General features: G+C 57.3%; 17 protein-coding genes. 10 read left to right on the top strand and 7 right to left on the bottom strand.

The features are described 5' to 3' along the window. Nucleotides 1–2: 2 nt before the first annotated feature. The gene (locus Q675_RS20155) at nucleotides 3–1,487 is read right to left on the bottom strand and encodes an HD domain-containing protein (protein WP_023010290.1); all 1,485 of its coding nucleotides are present in this window, start codon (nucleotides 1,485–1,487) and stop codon (nucleotides 3–5) included. A 112-nt stretch (nucleotides 1,488–1,599) separates the two neighbouring features. Here Q675_RS20155 and Q675_RS20150 point away from each other — a divergent pair, with 112 nt between their 5' ends. From Q675_RS20150 to Q675_RS20120, 7 genes are all read left to right on the top strand, one after another. Beyond that, nucleotides 1,600–2,808: a PP2C family protein-serine/threonine phosphatase gene (locus Q675_RS20150; RefSeq protein WP_023010289.1), complete on the top strand. Its 1,209-nt coding sequence runs from the start codon at nucleotides 1,600–1,602 to the stop codon at nucleotides 2,806–2,808. Between the two features lie 14 nt (nucleotides 2,809–2,822). Continuing rightward, nucleotides 2,823–3,314, top strand: coding sequence for an STAS domain-containing protein (locus Q675_RS20145; RefSeq protein ID WP_011784965.1), 492 nt, complete (start codon nucleotides 2,823–2,825; stop codon nucleotides 3,312–3,314). A gap of 52 nt (nucleotides 3,315–3,366) precedes the next feature. Continuing rightward, entirely contained in the window at nucleotides 3,367–4,428 is a 1,062-nt protein-coding gene (locus Q675_RS20140) for an NAD(P)H-dependent glycerol-3-phosphate dehydrogenase (RefSeq protein WP_023010288.1), read from the top strand. Nucleotides 4,429–4,458: 30 nt separating this feature from the next. Next, the gene (locus Q675_RS20135; protein ID WP_023010287.1) at nucleotides 4,459–4,908 is read left to right on the top strand and encodes a SixA phosphatase family protein; all 450 of its coding nucleotides are present in this window, start codon (nucleotides 4,459–4,461) and stop codon (nucleotides 4,906–4,908) included. A 41-nt stretch (nucleotides 4,909–4,949) separates the two neighbouring features. Continuing rightward, on the top strand, nucleotides 4,950–5,846 hold the full coding sequence (locus Q675_RS20130; protein WP_023010286.1) for a radical SAM protein: 897 nt from the start codon (nucleotides 4,950–4,952) through the stop codon (nucleotides 5,844–5,846). Nucleotides 5,847–5,860: 14 nt separating this feature from the next. Then, on the top strand, nucleotides 5,861–6,427 hold the full coding sequence (locus Q675_RS20125) for a DUF1285 domain-containing protein (protein ID WP_031210922.1): 567 nt from the start codon (nucleotides 5,861–5,863) through the stop codon (nucleotides 6,425–6,427). Nucleotides 6,428–6,628: 201 nt separating this feature from the next. Next, nucleotides 6,629–7,090, top strand: coding sequence for an FKBP-type peptidyl-prolyl cis-trans isomerase (locus Q675_RS20120; protein WP_011784960.1), 462 nt, complete (start codon nucleotides 6,629–6,631; stop codon nucleotides 7,088–7,090). A gap of 122 nt (nucleotides 7,091–7,212) precedes the next feature. Here Q675_RS20120 and Q675_RS20115 read toward each other — a convergent pair whose 3' ends face one another. Continuing rightward, nucleotides 7,213–8,865 carry an electron transfer flavoprotein-ubiquinone oxidoreductase gene (locus Q675_RS20115; protein ID WP_023010284.1) on the bottom strand — a complete coding sequence of 551 codons (1,653 nt, stop codon included), beginning with the start codon at nucleotides 8,863–8,865 and terminating at the stop codon, nucleotides 7,213–7,215. 318 nt (nucleotides 8,866–9,183) lie between these two features. Here Q675_RS20115 and Q675_RS20110 point away from each other — a divergent pair, with 318 nt between their 5' ends. Both Q675_RS20110 and Q675_RS20105 read left to right on the top strand, forming a co-directional pair. Next, entirely contained in the window at nucleotides 9,184–9,933 is a 750-nt protein-coding gene (locus tag Q675_RS20110) for an electron transfer flavoprotein subunit beta/FixA family protein (RefSeq protein ID WP_011784958.1), read from the top strand. Further along, on the top strand, nucleotides 9,934–10,875 hold the full coding sequence (locus Q675_RS20105) for an electron transfer flavoprotein subunit alpha/FixB family protein (RefSeq protein ID WP_023010283.1): 942 nt from the start codon (nucleotides 9,934–9,936) through the stop codon (nucleotides 10,873–10,875). 30 nt (nucleotides 10,876–10,905) lie between these two features. Here Q675_RS20105 and Q675_RS20100 read toward each other — a convergent pair whose 3' ends face one another. Beyond that, nucleotides 10,906–11,361, bottom strand: a complete 456-nt coding sequence (locus Q675_RS20100; RefSeq protein WP_023010282.1) for a hypothetical protein — start codon at nucleotides 11,359–11,361, stop codon at nucleotides 10,906–10,908. A gap of 24 nt (nucleotides 11,362–11,385) precedes the next feature. Beyond that, nucleotides 11,386–11,715: a hypothetical protein gene (locus tag Q675_RS20095; protein ID WP_023010281.1), complete on the bottom strand. Its 330-nt coding sequence runs from the start codon at nucleotides 11,713–11,715 to the stop codon at nucleotides 11,386–11,388. Between the two features lie 158 nt (nucleotides 11,716–11,873). Here Q675_RS20095 and Q675_RS20090 point away from each other — a divergent pair, with 158 nt between their 5' ends. Beyond that, nucleotides 11,874–13,115 (top strand): saccharopine dehydrogenase family protein, encoded by a 1,242-nt coding sequence (locus Q675_RS20090; protein WP_023010280.1) that lies wholly within the window; start codon nucleotides 11,874–11,876, stop codon nucleotides 13,113–13,115. Here Q675_RS20090 and cydC read toward each other — a convergent pair whose 3' ends face one another. The 3 genes from cydC to cydB are packed head-to-tail and all read right to left on the bottom strand — an operon-like array spanning nucleotide 13,116 to nucleotide 17,403. Continuing rightward, nucleotides 13,116–14,735, bottom strand: a complete 1,620-nt coding sequence (gene cydC / locus Q675_RS20085; RefSeq protein ID WP_023010279.1) for a thiol reductant ABC exporter subunit CydC — start codon at nucleotides 14,733–14,735, stop codon at nucleotides 13,116–13,118. Then, nucleotides 14,728–16,401, bottom strand: a complete 1,674-nt coding sequence (gene cydD / locus Q675_RS20080; protein ID WP_023010278.1) for a thiol reductant ABC exporter subunit CydD — start codon at nucleotides 16,399–16,401, stop codon at nucleotides 14,728–14,730. The genes cydC and cydD overlap by 8 nt, the downstream gene beginning before the upstream one ends. Further along, entirely contained in the window at nucleotides 16,402–17,403 is a 1,002-nt protein-coding gene (cydB, locus tag Q675_RS20075; RefSeq protein ID WP_014421447.1) for a cytochrome d ubiquinol oxidase subunit II, read from the bottom strand.

Genomic DNA, 17,403 nt, shown 5'->3' with positions numbered 1-17,403 from the left:
CGTTACTCGGTCAGGTCGGAGGGAGCTTTTTCTGCCACTTCCGGCCGCCGGTAGAAATGGGTGATGGTGCCGTCGCCGAACTTTGAGAAGAACGCACTCACTTCGGTGATATTCCTCAGGCTGCGCTCCCGGGTGATCGGGTTCTTCACCAGCACCTTGATGCCGTTGAAGTTGTCCTGAATGTTCGAGAAGCGGGCCTTCATGGAGCAGGTCACCACGTTGTCCGGGTTAATGCCCAGCTCCGATGCCAGCCAGCGGCTGTGGTTCAGGATTTCGGTCTTGCCCAGATTCTCTCGTGTGTCGATATGGTCCAGCTTCACGCGGTTCACAATGCAGAACGAGTAGCTCCTGGGCTCCCGGCGGGCCACCTTGCGGAAGGCTTCCCAGAAAAAGTTATCGGTCAGCTCGGCAAACCATTTCATGTTGCTCAGGCAGGTATCCACCCAGTCGAAGCTTTCCGGGTCCTCCAGCACTTCGTTAATGGCCTCACGCAGCAACCAGTCGAAGCCCAGAGCGGTCTTGTGCGCATATACCTTGCGATACATCTGGTGGCGGCTGTACACGAAGTCTTCCAGGGCGCCCAGGCCTTTCTGTGTAATCGCAAGCCCCATCCAGGGTTCAGAAACGTCCCAGCCGAACCGCAGGTTGCTCAGCAGGTGATCGAGATTGAAACCGCCGATGGTGACCGAGCTGTGGAAGCCGTCCCGCAACATGTAATCGGCCCGGTCCGCATCAATCTCCCCCGATACGATGGATGACAGCAGGCCCATCACCAGCTGCGGTACATCCCGGGGCGGAATATTGCCGGCAATGGCATCATCACCAGCGATAAATTCCCAGAAGGTCTGGGCGTGGCGGCAGAAGGTTTCGCTGGGCGTAACATCGGTGGTTTCCATAATGCCGATGACATCGATGGCAGCCAGCCCGGCGCTCTCCAGATCCACAGACGAGAGTACGTCATGGGCGACTCGAACAGAGTAGTGTTCATGCTCCAGCTCTTCCGGTTCACTGGCGTGGTAGGCGGAATAGTCGACGCCTTCCCACAAATCCCGGAACCGTTCAGGACGAGACATCAGGTCGCGAATCTTCCGGGCCTGGGTGAACTGATGGGAGAAACTGGAGTGGCCGCTGTCGTGCAGCAAGCAGCCAAGCCGGATGGTTTTGGCGAGGTAATCAATGGCATCGAGCTGGCTCAGGCTGAGATCGGTCTGCTCACTCAGCTGTCGTTCCCGAAGGTAAGCATCGATCATGGCCCGGAACATCCGCGTGCCCACATGCATCACCCCGATGCTGTGCAGGAAACGGGAATGCGTGGCGCCGGGGAAAACCAGGCTCAGAATGTCGTTCTGGCAGATGTTGCGCAAGCGCTGGAACAGAGGGTGGTCAATCACCTGGATTTCGTGCCGGTAGAGCGGGATACCGCCATGCACCGGGTCCATGATCAGTTTGTCATAGGCTCCGAGCAGATCATTAACGGCACGTCTCATGGTTACAATTCTCCCAAAATGATGATTGCGGCCTTGTTATATCACAGGGGCATGCCAGAATAGGCCATATAAAGCCTTTTTTCTTTACCGCTGGTAGTTTAGGGCAGCCAACATGACCTCGCGCACCGAGCGCATTCTGATAATTGACGCCGATGAACAGGCCCGAGCCGATCTGTCCCGTTACCTGGAGGCGCGGGGGTTTTACGTAACTGGTGCAGCGGGGGTAAACGCTGCCCGAGGATTGTTCGACGACAATATCCCGGATGTGATCTTTGCAGATCTCCCTCCAGAGGCGATCAGAGACCTGTCCCGGCGCCTTGATGAAACAGAAAGTTTCACGCCGATAGTGGCCTGCACCAGCAGCCAGTCCAGCGCCGATGTGGTCCAGGCCATGCGGGCCGGAGCCGCCGATGTCGTGCTCAAACCCTGCAATGACGACCGCAATGCACTGGACGACGTTATCGGCAAGTTGTTTGACCGGGTCAGGGTAAACCGCCTGAACCAGTTGTACCGGCAGGAACTGGAAGAAGCCAACCGGGACCTGCGCAACGGTATTGCCGAGCTAAGGGCCGATCAGAATGCCGGTCGCAAGGTGCAGCTAAAAATGCTGCCAGACCATCAGCTCACGCTTTCCGGGCTCAGCGTTGATTACCTCATCAAGCCGTCCCTGTATCTCAGTGGCGATTTTCTCGACTATTTTCGCATCAGTGAAGACAAGGTCCTCGTTTATATCGCCGACGTTTCTGGCCATGGCGCCAGTTCCGCATTCGTTACCGTGTTACTGCGAAACCTCACCAATCGTTTGCAGCGGAATCTTCGGCGTCAGTCCAGTGAAGACATCCTGCACCCGGAACGTTTCCTGGAGCGCATCAACTCAGAGCTGTTGGATACAGGGCTTGGCAAGCATGTCACCGTGTTTGTTGGCATCATTTCAACGACTGAACGTACATTGAGTTATGCGGTTGGGGCGCATTTCCCGATGCCCATTCTGTCTTTTGAAGACGGTGAAACCCGTTTTCTGGAAGGCAGCGGGCTGCCGGTAGGGCTGTTTGAAACGCCGGAATGGGAACTTTACCAGGTGAAGCTGGACCGACCATTCAGGCTGTTGTTGTTCTCCGATGGCCTGTTGGAAGTGATCCCGGCCAAATCTCTGGATGAAAAGGAGAACAGACTACTTGAACTCGTTTCAGGAGGTAGTCACACTATCGCATCGCTGAGCGACGCTCTGGGGCTGGATAAGATCTCGGAGCTGCCTGACGATATCGCGATAGTATCGGTAACTGATACCATAAACGGGTCAGATAACACGTCGTCGACTTAGTGGCAGTGTGAAAAATGGCTGGTTATAAAATCCTGCAAGCAGAACAGCAGGGAATATACGTCCTGAAGTTTATTGGGGAAATCCGGCTGAACCTGTGTTCGACGCTGGACAATCTGGTTGAGTCCATAACCCGTGATCCGGCATTCAAAACCGTGGTTATCGATCTCACCGAGACGGAAATCATCGACAGCACAACGCTTGGCCTGCTGGCCAAGATTGCGCTGGCGGCGCAGAAACAAAGTCATTTTCTGCCAACGCTGATTTCCACCAACCCCGATATCACCCGCATTATTACGTCCATGGGCTTCGACAAGATTTTCATTATTGTCCGTGAGCCAGCTTCCCGAATTGAAGAACTCGAAGAAATCCCCGTGCTCAAGGCGAGCGAACAGCAGGTTCGCGATAAAGTTCTTGATGCCCATAAAGTACTGATGGGCATGAATAGCCGGAACAGGGAAGAATTCAAGAATCTGGTACGGGCGCTGGAATGCGAGGAAACTGGCTGAAACGCCAGTCCTGCACCGGGCCTGACCCTGACAGAAACAGAACGGAACGTTTATGCCTGATAACCCGACGCCCGGTAATCACGGGGCGAATTCCTACGATGTGGCAGTACTTGGCGGCGGCAGCTTCGGCACTGCCATGGCAAAAGTACTGGGCGAAAACGGCCACGTTGTGCACTTCTGGATGCGCGATGAAGCCCAGGCAGAGGAAATCCGCAGTACCCGCATTAACCGCCGGTATATGCCTGCCGTTACCCTAGAGGGCGATATTCAGCCGACAACAGACCTGGCCGAAGCCGTGCGCAAGGCGGAGATCGTGCTGGTTGCCATCCCGTCAAAAGCGTTCCGGTCGGTCATTCGCGAACACAGCAGCGCGTTCCGCGATGGCCAGATCGTCGTCAGCCTGACCAAAGGCATTGAAGAGCATGGTTTCAAGTTGATGAGCGAAATTCTGCTGGAGGAACTCCCCAGATGCCGCTCCGGCGTTCTGAGCGGGCCGAACCTGGCTGGCGAGATCGTCAACCGGGAACTGACCGCCACCGTGATCGCAGCAAAAGACCCGGATGTGCGCCGCACAGTGCAGGAACTGCTGGGCTGCGAATACTTTCGGGTTTACGCCAATGTTGATGTCTACGGTGTGGAACTGGCCGGCGCACTTAAGAATATCTACGCCATTGTTGCCGGCCTGGCATCGGCCCTGAACATGGGCGAGAATGCGAAAGCCATGCTGATTACCCGTGGCCTGGCCGAAATGAGCCGTTTTGCGGTTAGCCTTGGCGCCAACCCGATGACCTTTATGGGCCTTGCAGGTGTTGGCGACCTGATTGCCACCTGTACCTCCAGCAAAAGCCGGAATTTCCGGGTTGGTTACGCCATTGGCAAGGGCCAGAAGCTGGAAGAAGCCGTGCAGGAGCTGGGGCAGGTGGCCGAAGGTATCTATACCCTGAAACTGGTACGGGAAAAATCTGAGGCTATTGGCATCTACATGCCTCTGGTACGGGGGCTTTACGAGATTCTCTATGAAAGCGCTTCCATCAATGCAGTGATCAACAGCCTGATGATGGCCGTGCAGAACTCTGATGTGGAGTTCATTCTGCCGCGCACCATTACCCAGTGACCCGGGATTGTCATCCTGAAGGAGAGGCACGTGCATCTGATTGTTATGCGCCATGGTGAGGCCGGCTGGCATTCGCTGGATCAGGAGCGTGAGCTGACCGAGGCGGGTCGCCGCGGCGTGGCAGCCGTGGCGGCGCAAATTGCCTCTTCCCCGTGGCGTCCCGCCCAGATCTGGTCCAGCCCCTATGTTCGGGCCCGGCAAACCGCCGCGATTGTGGCGGAAGTGCTGAATTGCCCGGTCCAGGAAAAAGCCTTTATCACACCCGATGATGACCCTGGCCGTTGTCTGGATGAGTTTCTGGACAACCAGGTTTCACCATTGATGCTGGTTTCCCACATGCCATTTGTGGGTAGCTTCTCCACTCTGTTGGTGGATGGCCATCGGCAGGGCATTCCCTTTATGACTTCTCAGGCTGTACTGCTGGATATGCCTGTAGTGGGGCCAGGCTGCGCCGACTTGAAAGCCCAGTTTCTGCCCTGATTTAATCAGTACATCACTCATTTCTGATACTGAACGAACCTATGTACAGTTTTCCCATTGATTACATTGAGCCGGTCTTCCGGCCGCCCAGCGAGGCCAAATCGCTGATTCTGCCGGTGACTAATGGCTGTTCCTGGAACCAGTGCACCTTCTGTGAGATGTATACTCAGCCCCAGAAGAAATTCCGGGCTCGAAAGCCCGAAGACATCAGGGCAGACATCGAGAAAGCAGCAGCGGCATTTAGCGACGTGCGCCGGGTTTTCCTGGCCGATGGAGACGCCATGGTGCTGCCCACCCGGCGCTTGCTGGAAATAATCGCTGACTTGAAGCGAGCTTTTCCCGGCCTGGAACGCGTTTCCAGCTACTGCCTGCCACGAAACCTGGCGAAAAAATCGGTTGAAGAGTTGGCGCAGCTCCGGGAAGCCGGCCTGCAAATCCTCTATGTGGGCATGGAATCCGGCGACGACGAGATTCTTCGGCGCGTTAACAAAGGTGAAACCTGGGAATCCACCCGGTCTGCCCTGGTGAAGATCCGGGAAGCGGGCCTGGTGAGCTCGGTGATGGTGCTCAATGGTCTGGGCGGTGAAGCTCTTTCACGGCAGCATGCCATTAACACTGCCACACTGTGCAATGAAACCCAGCCCGATTATCTGTCTACCCTGGTGGTCAGCTTCCCGCAGGGTGAAGAGCGATTCCGCGAGGGTTTCGGGGCGGATTTCGTGCCCCTGGGCCAGCAGGCCCTGTTCGAGGAAATCCGTGTGTTCCTGGAGCACCTGGAACTGGACAACACCATTTTCCGCAGCGATCACGCCTCCAATTACCTTGTGCTCAAAGGTACGCTGGGCCGCGATAAAGACCGCCTGCTGCAGCAGGTAAACATGGCCATTACCCAGCCTGGCGCTGTGCCTCTGCGGGCAGAATGGATGCGTGGGCTCTGATCAGGGAGAAAAACATGAACCGGACACCCGATGACATTGCCAAATCCCTCGAAGACGCCGGCAAGAGCAGGGATCTGCCACCGCTGGATAAATGGCACCCCGAACTTTCCGGCGATATGGATCTGGTGATCACCCGCGACGGCCAGTGGGTCTTCAAAGGTGAGCCCATCGTCCGGGAGGCCACGGTAAAGCTGTTCTCTACCATTCTCAGGCGGGAAAGCGATGGAGAGTACTACCTGGTTACGCCGGTCGAGAAATGGCGTATCCAGGTTGAGGACGCACCACTGCTGGCCCATGGTCTGGAGGTGAAAGGCGAGGGCGCGGAGCAGGTTATCACCCTGGCCACCAACATGGGCGAAACCCTGGAGATTGGCGAGCAGCACCCGTTACATGTGGGTTCCTACTCCGAGACTGGCGAACCTCGGCCAGTTATTCAGGTACGCCACGGTGTTGAAGCCCGGCTGGTTACCTCGGCGTTCTATGACCTCGCCGAACTGGCCGAGGAAACCGAAGCGGCGGGAAAAACCGTGTACGGGGTGCTTAGTCACGGAAAATTCTGGGAAATCGGGCGAGGCGGTTGAAAAGCGCCTGACCACCCCAATGAATAAGGTAGAAAACGCAGTCTGTCACTTGTTAAACTGTGGTTTCTTACTTGTTATCGAGCCTGGCTCTCTAACGAGGCCCGGTGGTCGTTAGTCCCTCTGTGCAGTCTGGCTGTTCACGATCACTTTCGATTGCCTACAATCTAAATACACAGTCATTGCGACACGCAAGGAGATCACATGGCCCAACCTCGTGTTGTCACCATCCATTACACGCTCACTAACGACCAGGGAGAGCAACTCGATTCCTCCCGCGTAGAAGGCCGTGAGCCCCTGGCATACCTGGAAGGTGCACAGAACATCATCGGCGGACTGGAAAGTGCGCTGACCGAGAAGAACGCTGGCGACCAGGTTAAAGTTTCCGTAGAGCCAGCTGAAGGCTACGGTGAAGTAAACGAAGAGCTCATCCAGCCGGTTCCGCGCTCTGCTTTCGAGGGCGTAGACACCATCGAGCCAGGCATGCAGTTCCAGGCACAAACTCCGGGCGGCCCCCAGGTCGTTCGTGTAGTAGAAGTTGGCGACGAAACCGTTACCATCGATGCCAACCACCCGCTGGCGGGCCAGACTCTGCACTTCGACGTTGAAGTGGTAGAAACCCGCGAAGCAACCGACGAAGAGCAAGAGCACGGCCACGTGCACTGATATGCCTTCTGATGGTTGATCAGAAAACGGCACCTTCGGGGGCCGTTTTTTTATGCCCGGAATAATCTGCGAGCATAAAAAAACCGGGGCAAGCCCCGGTTTTCTGAAACAGTGATCGTGGATCACATGTTCGGGTAGTTCGGACCACCGCCGCCTTCCGGCGTTACCCAGGTGATGTTCTGGGCAGGATCCTTGATGTCACAGGTCTTGCAGTGAACACAGTTCTGGGCGTTGATCTGGAACTTCTTGCCGCTGCCGTCGTCTTTCTCGACCACTTCGTATACGCCGGCCGGGCAGTAACGTTGCGCTGGCTCGTCGTACTTTGGCAGGTTTTCTTTCAGCGGAATTTCCGGGTCGGTCAGCTTCAGGTGAACCGGCTGATCTTCCTCATGGTTGGTGTTGGAAATGAACACCGAGGACAGGCGGTCAAACGTCAGCTTGTTATCCGGCTTCGGATAGTCGATCTTCTTGCACTCAGACGCCGGCTTCAGGGTGGCGTAGTCCGGAGTCGTGTCGTGGAAGGTGATAGGCAGGCTGCCGCGCAGAATGTTCTGCTCGAAGAATGCGATGGCACCGCCGACGATATTGCCGAACTTGTGCATGGCCGGGCCGAAGTTACGCTCGGCGTAAAGTTCCTTGTACAGCCAGCTGTCTTCGAAACGCTTCTGGAAGCTGGTGATTTCCTCACCGGTTTTACCTTCCTTCAGGGCCTCGAATACGGCTTCAGCGCCCAACAGGCCGGATTTCATGGCGGTGTGGGAGCCTTTGATCTTGGAGCTGTTCAGGGTGCCGGCATCACAGCCCAGCAGCAGGCCGCCCGGGAAGCTCATCTTCGGCAGGGCGTTGTAGCCACCCTTGGCGATTGCACGGGCGCCGTAGGCAACACGCTTGCCACCTTCCAGATACTTCTTGATTTCCGGATGGTACTTGAGACGCTGGAACTCTTCGAACGGGCTCAGGTGCGGGTTGCTGTAGGAAAGATCGGTGATCAGACCAACATAAACCTGACCATTTTCCAGGTGATACAGGAAAGAGCCGCCGGTGGAGCCGGATTCGTTCAGCGGCCAGCCGGTGGTGTGAACAACCAGGCCTGGCTCGTGTTTGGCCGGGTCGATGTCCCACAGTTCTTTGATGCCGATGCCGTAGTGCTGCGGATCCTTGCCTTCGTCCAGCTTGAAGTCGTTGATCAGGCGCTTGCCCAGATGACCGCGACAGCCTTCAGTAAACAGGGTGTACTTGGCGCGCAGTTCCATACCCGGCATATAGCCGTCTTTCTCGGAACCGTCACGGGCAACGCCCATATCACCGGTGATAATGCCTTTTACCTGGCCATCTTCAACGATGGTTTCTGAAGCGGCAAAGCCCGGATACACTTCAACACCCAGCTGTTCGGCCTGCTCAGCCAGCCAGCGGCAAAGGTTGCCCAGGCTGATGATGTAGTTGCCGTGGTTGTGCATGTTCTTGGGCACAAAGGCATTGGGTACTTTGGTGGCCTTTTCCTGATTCTTCAGCAGGAAAATGTCATCCCGGGTAACCGGGGTATTCAGGGGGGCGCCTTTCTCTTTCCAGTCCGGGAAGAGTTCGTTCAGGGCCGTGGGCTCGAATACGGTGCCGGCGAGGATGTGCGCGCCGATCTCAGAACCTTTTTCAACCACACAAACGGTTAGTTCTTCGCCGGCTTCCTGCGCCAGTTGCATGACGCGGCAGGCTGCCGACAGGCCCGCAGGGCCGCCGCCGACGATCAGAACATCAAATTCCATCGATTCGCGTTCCACGTTGGTCTCCTCAAACAGCTTTTAATGGATATTGTTTGCCCGCAGGCCTCATCAGGGGCGCCATCATACCGGTAAAAATGCGTATAGACGACAGCCCAAAACCGCTCAAAACGGCTATTTGTCCCGAAAGGATAACGCATTTGAAGAATCAAACAAACGTTTGTTTGAAATCTGCACTAACCTTTGGCATTGTACGTATACACCGAAATATCGTGTGTTTTGAGTCGATTTTTAGTATCGTCTCATTGTCAGGTCGGGTCAACCCGGTCCTTTGACTGTGAAGACTCATTAAATCCATCGTAGAAGAACGAGGAATCTATGAAGGTTCTGGTCGCTGTAAAACGAGTTATCGACTACAACGTGAAGGTGCGCGTCAAGCCGGACAACACCGGCGTTGATCTCGCCAACGTCAAGATGGCAATGAACCCGTTCTGCGAAATCGCAGTTGAAGAAGCGGTTCGTCTGAAAGAGAAGGGCGTTGCCAGTGAAATCGTTGTTGTATCCATTGGCCCGAAGGCTTCTCAGGAACAGATCCGTACTGCCCTGGCTCTGGGTGCTGACCGCGGTATCCACATCGAGACTGACGAAGAAGTTCAGTCCCTCGAAGCGGCCAAGCTGCTGAAGGCTGTTGTTGAGAAAGAAGAGCCCAAGCTGGTTATTCTTGGCAAGCAGTCCATCGATTCCGACAACAACCAGACTGGCCAGATGCTGGCTGCTCTGACTGGCATGGGCCAGGGCACCTTCGCCTCTGAAGTGGTTGTTGACGGTGACAAGGTTAACGTAACCCGCGAAGTAGACGGCGGTCTGATGACAGTTGCTCTGAACCTGCCGGCGGTTGTTACCACAGACCTGCGTCTGAACGAGCCGCGCTATGCTTCTCTGCCGAACATCATGAAAGCCAAGAAGAAGCCGCTGGACTCCATGTCTCCGGCTGACCTGGGCGTTGACGTTGCCGCTCGCCTGTCCACCCTGAAAGTCGAAGCCCCGGCTGCACGCCAGGCTGGTATCAAGGTGGCTGACGTAGCTGAGCTGGTGGATAAACTGAAGAACGAAGCGAAGGTGATCTAAATGAGCATCCTGGTAATTGCTGAACACGACAACAGCAGCCTGAAACAGGCTACTCTGAACGTTGTAGCGGCTGCCAAGGCCATCGGTGGCGACATCGACGTGCTGGTTGCCGGTGAGAACGTAGGCGCCGTCGCTGAAGCCGCTGCCAAGGCAGAAGGCGTGAACAAGGTACTGGTTGCCGACAACGCCGCTTACGGTCACTTCCTGGCAGAAAACCTGTCTGAGCTGGTTGCTGAAGTAGGCAAGGGCTACAGCCACATCCTGACCTCTGCCGGCACCACTGGTAAAGACTTCATGCCGCGTGTTGCTGCGCTGCTGGACGTTGCCCAGGTTTCTGACATTATCCGCGTTGAATCCGAAGACACCTTCGTGCGTCCGATCTACGCTGGTAACGCCATTGCGACCGTTAAGGCAAGCGACAGCATCAAGGTTGTGACGGTTCGTCCGACCGCCTTCGACCCGGTAGCCGCTGAAGGTGGTTCTGCCTCTGTTGAGCAGCTGGACGTGGTAAAAGATGCCGGCCTGTCTTCCTTCGTTGGTGAAGAGAAAGCCCAGTCTGACCGCCCGGACCTGGCTTCCGCCGGTATCGTTATCTCCGGTGGCCGTGGCATGCAGAACGGCGACAACTTCAAGATGCTGGAGCAGGTTGCTGATCTGCTGGGCGCTGCGGTTGGTGCTTCCCGTGCCGCCGTTGATGCCGGCTTCGTGCCGAACGACATGCAGGTTGGTCAGACCGGCAAGATCGTTGCTCCGCAGCTGTACGTTGCGGTTGGTATCTCCGGTGCCATCCAGCATCTGGCGGGTATGTCTGATTCCAAGGTGATCGTTGCGATCAACAAGGACGAAGAAGCCCCGATCTTCCAGGTGGCCGACTACGGCCTGGTTGCAGACCTGTTCGAAGCAGTTCCGCAGCTGGAAGAGGAACTGAAGAAAGTTATGTAACTTTCTGAAGTTGCAGAAAAAGAAGGCGCCTCAGGGCGCCTTCTTTGTTTTTGAAACAATGCGTTTTTCCGCTTTGCCGATGATCAGTGTATCCGCGAGGATATGCAGTGCCCGGTTAGAGGTTCTCACCGCTTTGTAAACCTGCTCGCTCTTTTGATGGTGGGATTGTTTTATCCGGCGGGCGCTGTCCCGAAACTCATCGTCCCTGGAAAACAGGTCAATCAGGCCAAACGTGGTGTTGGCGATGGCTTTGTGGACTTTCTCGACCGCCGTTGCACCGCCGGACACCGTTTCTTCCAGCAACCGGGCGCGGTTGCGAACCTCCATCAGGTCCATCCGGCTTTTTTGAATAGCGCTCAGGGCACCTATACGATGGGCATTCAGGATTCTCAGGTCGCGCCGGTTACCATTGGACAGCTGGAATGCAGCAAACAACAGTATTGAGCTGCCGGCCAGACACATCAGGCTAACGATCAGTAACAGCATGGCAGGGCTCCTGTTGCTCTTGTACTAGCGATACTCAATGTGCATATCTACCTCAATGTCCCGCTCGTCCAGCTCCCGCTCCAGCTCTTTCATCACTTCCTGATAGACCATTTTCCGGGTCATTACTGGCAGGCGGTCGGCCAGCACCCGTCCGGTGCGGGATTCGCGTTTGGCCAAGGCAATCGGATCCCGTACCCGTAACGTAAGCACCAGCTCAGGATCCTGATGTGTGTCGCTGATATCCTCGCTTTCCAGCATTTGCTTGATCATCTTTCGCTGCTCAAGCACTTGCCAGACCAGCGGGGCGCTGAAAGCCAGAAGAAACAGGCTGATAATAATCAGAAAGACGCTCAAAGGGGCTCTCCTCCTTCAATGACTGGGCAGAGTGTGCCGCAGTCCACAGGACAAACGATTGGCCGGCCCGACGCCGGTTCACGAGTTCACGGGAAAGTAGCACCACAGAATAAACCTGTTACCATCCATTCATACATTCGTTTGAACAAGGACAGACCATGACAGACACCACCGCTGCGAACTATGACCTTGTCGTGTTCGGTGCCACCAGTTTCGTCGGCCAGATTCTGGCTCGCTACCTTCTGGAAAACTATGGTGCAGACAAGGAGGTCAAATGGGCCATTGCCGGCCGCTCCGAAGGAAAGCTGAACCAGCTCAAGTCGGATCTGGGGGCAGGCGCCGCATCACTACCGGTAATTCTGGCGGATGCAGCAGACGAGCCTGCGCTGCGCGATCTGTGCGGCCAGACCCGAGTGGTCATCTCAACCGTGGGCCCTTACGCTCTTTTCGGCGAGACTCTGGTAAAAGTCTGCGCCGAGACAGGTACGGACTATTGCGACCTCACTGGTGAAGTACAATGGATCCGCCGGATGATCGAGCGATACGAGGCCAAGGCTAAAAAGAGCGGTGCACGGATTGTGCATTGCTGCGGCTTTGACTCGATTCCTTCCGATATGGGCGTTTGGTTCCTGCAGCAGCAATCGGAAGCAACCTTTGGCAAACCCTGCCAGGACGTGCGCATGAGGGTGAAAGTCGCCAAGGGCGGTCTTTCTGGCGGCACGGTGGCTTCCATGATCAACGTGGCCAAGGAAGCCGGAGCCGACCCCAAGTTGCGCAAGGAACTGGCCAATCCGTTCTCCATCTGCCCGCCGGAGCATCGCTCCGAGAAACGCCAGCCCAGCCTGAAATCTGCTGAGTTTGACAAGAACTTCAACGCCTGGCTGGCCCCGTTTGTGATGGGTGCCATCAACACCCGTGTGGTGCACCGCTCCAATGCGTTGCAGGGTGCCCGCTACGGCAAAGAGTTCACCTACGACGAAGCCATCATGACGGGCAAGGGCACCAAAGGCCGCCTGACCGCTTACGGTATGGTGGGTGCGCTGGGTGCGTTCTTCACCGCGTCCGCCATCAAGCCAACACGTTGGGTGGTGGAAAAGCTGGTACCTAAGCCGGGTGAGGGCCCGAGCCCGGACGATCAGGAGAAAGGTTTCTACGACCTGCGTTTCGTGGGCAAAACCACCGATGGCAAGACCATGATCACCAAGGTGACGGGCGATCGCGACCCGGGTTACGGCTCGACATCAAAAATGCTTGGTGAAGCCGGTCTGTGTCTGGCCTTTGATGTGAAAGAGGACGTCAAAGGTGGCTTCTGGACACCGGCCTCGGCGCTCGATGGCAAATTGCTCGAGCGCCTGCAGGCCAATGCCGGTCTGACGTTTGAAGTGGTCGAAACCCGCTGATCAACCCAGGTGTAGAATGCGGTCGGAGGCCAGCAGGGCGTCCGGCCCATGGCCGAGACACACCACGGTTCGCCCCTGCAGCCAACGGCTGATCTGGGGCGAAATCCGTTTACGGGTTGCCTCGTCCACACCAGTGAAAGGCTCATCCAGAATCACCACGGGTGCCTGACTCAGTAACACCCTGGCCAGCACCAGGCGCCGGGCCTCCCCGCCAGATAAACGGTTGCCGGCGCTGCCCAGCCAGGTACCCAATCCTTCAGCGTCCTGGGCGAACCGTTCCGCCAGTTCGACTATCTCCAGTACCCGCCACATATCACCGTCCCCGGCGTTGGGGTTTGCCAACTGAAGGTTCGCTTTCACGGTGTCTTCAAACACCACGGTCGCTTGCGTGAGGTAGGCGCAGGGCAGGGAATGACGTTCTCCCCGGCATGGCTCTGCCAGCCCGGCCAGGGTATCTGCCAGGGTGGATTTGCCACTGCCGGAGACGCCAACGATACCCACGGTGTCGCCCGGGCGAAGCGTCAGCGTGAAGTGACTGAGTAAGGGCGAATAACCCGCGTAACCCAAGGTGATATCGCAGGCCTGAAGAGAGAAGCCCTCCGGCAGTTCGCCAGCAGAACCAGCGGGTGATGCCGCGGCCCTTTCCAGACCGTGGTCGGAGTTCAGGCGGCGCGCAGCAGCACGAGTCGCTCCCAGTTTGCCAAAGGCATCCGGGAGCATGGCGTAGACTTCGGCCAGGCCCAGCAGGGCAATGGGCAGGAGAACCAGTACCGGGCCGCTCAGAGTGCCTTGCTCGAACAGGCGGAAGCCCAGCCACAAGGCTGCCACCGCCGCGACATTGATCAGCAGATGAGAGCCAGCCTGATGCCAGCCGGTTCGGCTGTCGATCCGGGCCTGATCCCTGGAAAGTTCTACGCTTCGACGCATCAGCCGGGCCGTGTGCTTACCCGTGCGGCCAGCGGCGGTAAGTTCCGCAAAGCCTTCAAGATGCTCAACCAGTTCGCCTCGCAGGCTCTCCTGCTGATCGCTCAACTGTCCGGAGGCAGCGTAAGTTCGTAGATACACCAGCCAGGTGGACAGTAGGAACGAAAGCGACAGAATCACCACCAGAATCAGCGCCACAACACCATCAAACAGTAACCACGCCATTGCGGCAAGCAGTAGGGTAACCACGGCTGCCAGGGCGGCGGGGGCAATCAGCCTGAGATAAAGCGTGTCCAGCGCATCGACATCGGCTGTGAGCCGGGAAAGCCACTGCGCGCCGGAACGGGAACTGCGCTCTGTTCGTGGCCGGGCCGCCAATCGGTCAAACAGGGCCACCCGAATATCGGTGAGTAGCTGCAGTACCGTGTTGTGGTTGTACACGCGTTCCAGATACCGGAACACCGTTCGGGACACCGCAAAAAAACGGATACCACCGCCCGGCACATAAAGATTGATGTAGGCCTGTATCCCTGCCGCCAGCAACAGGCCAACCAGCGCGGTTTCGGTCAGAAACCAGCCAGACAACGCTAGCAGACCGATACCGGAAAGCAGGGTGCCCAGTAGCAAGCCGGCACCAACCGTAAGGCGACTTTTGCGACGGAAAATCAGCGCCAGCCAGGGCTTCAGTTCAGGCATCGCGCACCTCGCCGTCATTTACGATCAATACGCGGTCTGCCAATGTCAGCAGCGCCTGATGATGGGTGGAGAACACCAGTGTTTTGCCGGATTCGCTGAGTTTGTGCAGGGCCTCCAGAATGAACACCTCGCTGGTGGCATCCAGCCCGGCCGTCGGTTCATCCAGCAGAATCAGGGGATAGTCCGCCAGGAAGATACGGGCCAGGCTTAAACGGCGGGCCTGACCACCGGACAGCCCCAGACCATCCTCGGTAATGCGGCTGTGAATGCCGTCAGCCCGGCTGTCCACCAGCTCACCCAGGCCCACCTGTCGTAATGCATAGTCGATGGCAATATCCGTCGCATCCGGGGTGGTTAGCCGAAGGTTTTCGGCCCAGGTACCCTGAATCCGGAAGCCCCGCTGGCCGAGCCATCCAAACGGCTGATTGCCCGGAGCCTCGCCGAATACTGACACAGCACCCGCCTCGGGCCTAATAAAGCCAGCCAGCAGATGCAAAAGGGTCGACTTGCCGCCACCGGAGGGTCCGGTAAGGGCGATCACCTGACCGGCCTTGATGCGGATATCCAGGTTATTGAAGATGACCGGGCCCTCGCCGTAACGGAGCGTGACCTCGGACATCTGAATGCCTTGATTGCTAATGCCGTTGTCTGGCCGGATCGGCTCTGCGTTGTCGACAGACTGTTCCAGCCGGGCCAGGATCTCCGCACCGGCACCCAGGGCGGCCGCCCGGTCGTGATAGTGTTGAGACAGGGTGCGCAGTGGCTGAAAGAACTCCGGAGCCAGCAGCAGAATCAGCAAACCACTGAACAGCGTAAGTTCGTCGCTGGGGCCAAATTCGATATAACCCAGCAATCCGAAGCCGATATAGATGGCCAATACCGCAATCGCCACAGAGGCAAAGAATTCCAGTACCGCTGACGACAAAAATGCCACTTTCAGCGTTTTCATGGTGATCTTGCGGTACTGGTCGGAACGGGCTTCCAGCGTGCGGCTGGCCGCCTCGGTTTGCCCGAACAGCTGAAGCGTCGTTAGCCCTCGTACCTTATCCAGAAACTGGCCGGACAACCGGCTGACCGTTTCGAAATGTTGCTGGTTCAGCTTTTCTGCGCCCATGCCCACCAGGGCCATGAACAGCGGAATGAGCGGAGCAGAGAGCACCAGGAAAATACCAGCCAGCCAGTCCAGCCAGAACACCAGAACAAGGATGGCCAGGGGAATCACCACGGAGAGGGTCATCTGCGGCAGAAAACGCGCGAAATAGCCGTGAAGCGCCTCCACGTGGTCCAACCACTCGCGAGCCAGGGACGCAGCGGACGTATCCGCCAGATTAACCGGACCGGTGGCTTTCCAGTGATGATGCAGTTGCCGGCGGGCATCGCGCCGCACCTGCTCGCTGCAGCGGGCTGCAAAGCGGGTTTGCAGCCCCTGGCCTGCGGACCGAATCACCAGAACCGTAATCAGGGCCAGAAATACGGGCGTGAGTTCGGAAACCGGCGTTTTTTCAATCACACCCTGGTGAATCAGCCAGGCCAGCAACACCATTTGTACGATGGTGGCCAGCCCGGCAAGAACACCGGCCAGAACGGTTGCGGTGATCCAGCGCTGGCTATTGCGGGCCAGACCCGATAGCCAGGCGCGGACCTTTGACCGGGCCGGATCTGCCACTCAGTGGTACCCTTCGCCCGCACGCACCTTGCCGCGGAATACCCAGTAGGTCCAGGCGGTATAGGCCAGCACGATGGGAATCACGAACAGCAGGCCGAGCAGCAGGAACAACTGGGACTCATAGGCGGAAGCCGCATCCCACAGGGTGTAGTTGGGCGGAACCACATAGGGCCACTTGCTCACCACAAGTCCGAGATAGGTGGTGATGAACAGGCCCATGGTGGCGACGAATGGCATACCTTCAAACCGGTTGCGTACCGAACGCCAGATCTGGAAGGCACACAGCAGGGTCAGGGCCGGCAGAATCCAGATCACGCTCAGATTGGAGAACCAGCGCTCCCGCACCATGTCGTCAACAAAGGGCGTCCATACGCTGATAATGCCGAACACCACCAACACGGCAATCAGCAGTGGTGCACTTACCCGGTAGGCCCACTCTTGCAGGCGCCCTTCGGTTTTCATGATCAGCCAGGTAGAACCCAGCAGGGCATAACCGGCCAGCATCCCCAGGCCTGTCAGCACGGTGAACGGTGTCAGCCAGTCCAGCGCGCCGCCAACGTAGGCGCCATTCACGGTATTGAAACCCTGGATGTAAGCCCCGACCACAGCACCCTGAGCGAATGCGGCAATGGTAGAGCCACCGGCAAACGACCAGTTCCACAGGTACCTTGAGGTACGAGCCTTGAATCGGAATTCAAACGCCACACCCCGGAAGATGAGCCCTGCCAGCAGCAGGAACACACCAATGTAGAGTGCCGGCAGGAAGATGGAATACACCATCGGGAAGGCGGCCAACAGGCCGGCTCCGCCCAGCACCAGCCAGGTTTCGTTGCCGTCCCAGACCGGAGCCACCGAATTCATCATGGTGTCCCGGTCCTCTTCCGACGGAGCGAACGGGAACAGGATACCCACGCCCAGGTCAAAGCCGTCCATCAGCACATACATGATGATGCCGAAGCCGATAATGAATGCCCAGATGAGGGCGAGATCAAACAGTTCCAT

The sequence above is a fragment of the Marinobacter sp. EN3 genome (genome assembly GCF_000475315.1).
Classification (GTDB): domain Bacteria; phylum Pseudomonadota; class Gammaproteobacteria; order Pseudomonadales; family Oleiphilaceae; genus Marinobacter; species Marinobacter nauticus.
The sequence above is the reverse complement of the archived record's forward strand: the minus strand, read 5'-3'. Positions and strand labels throughout refer to the sequence as shown.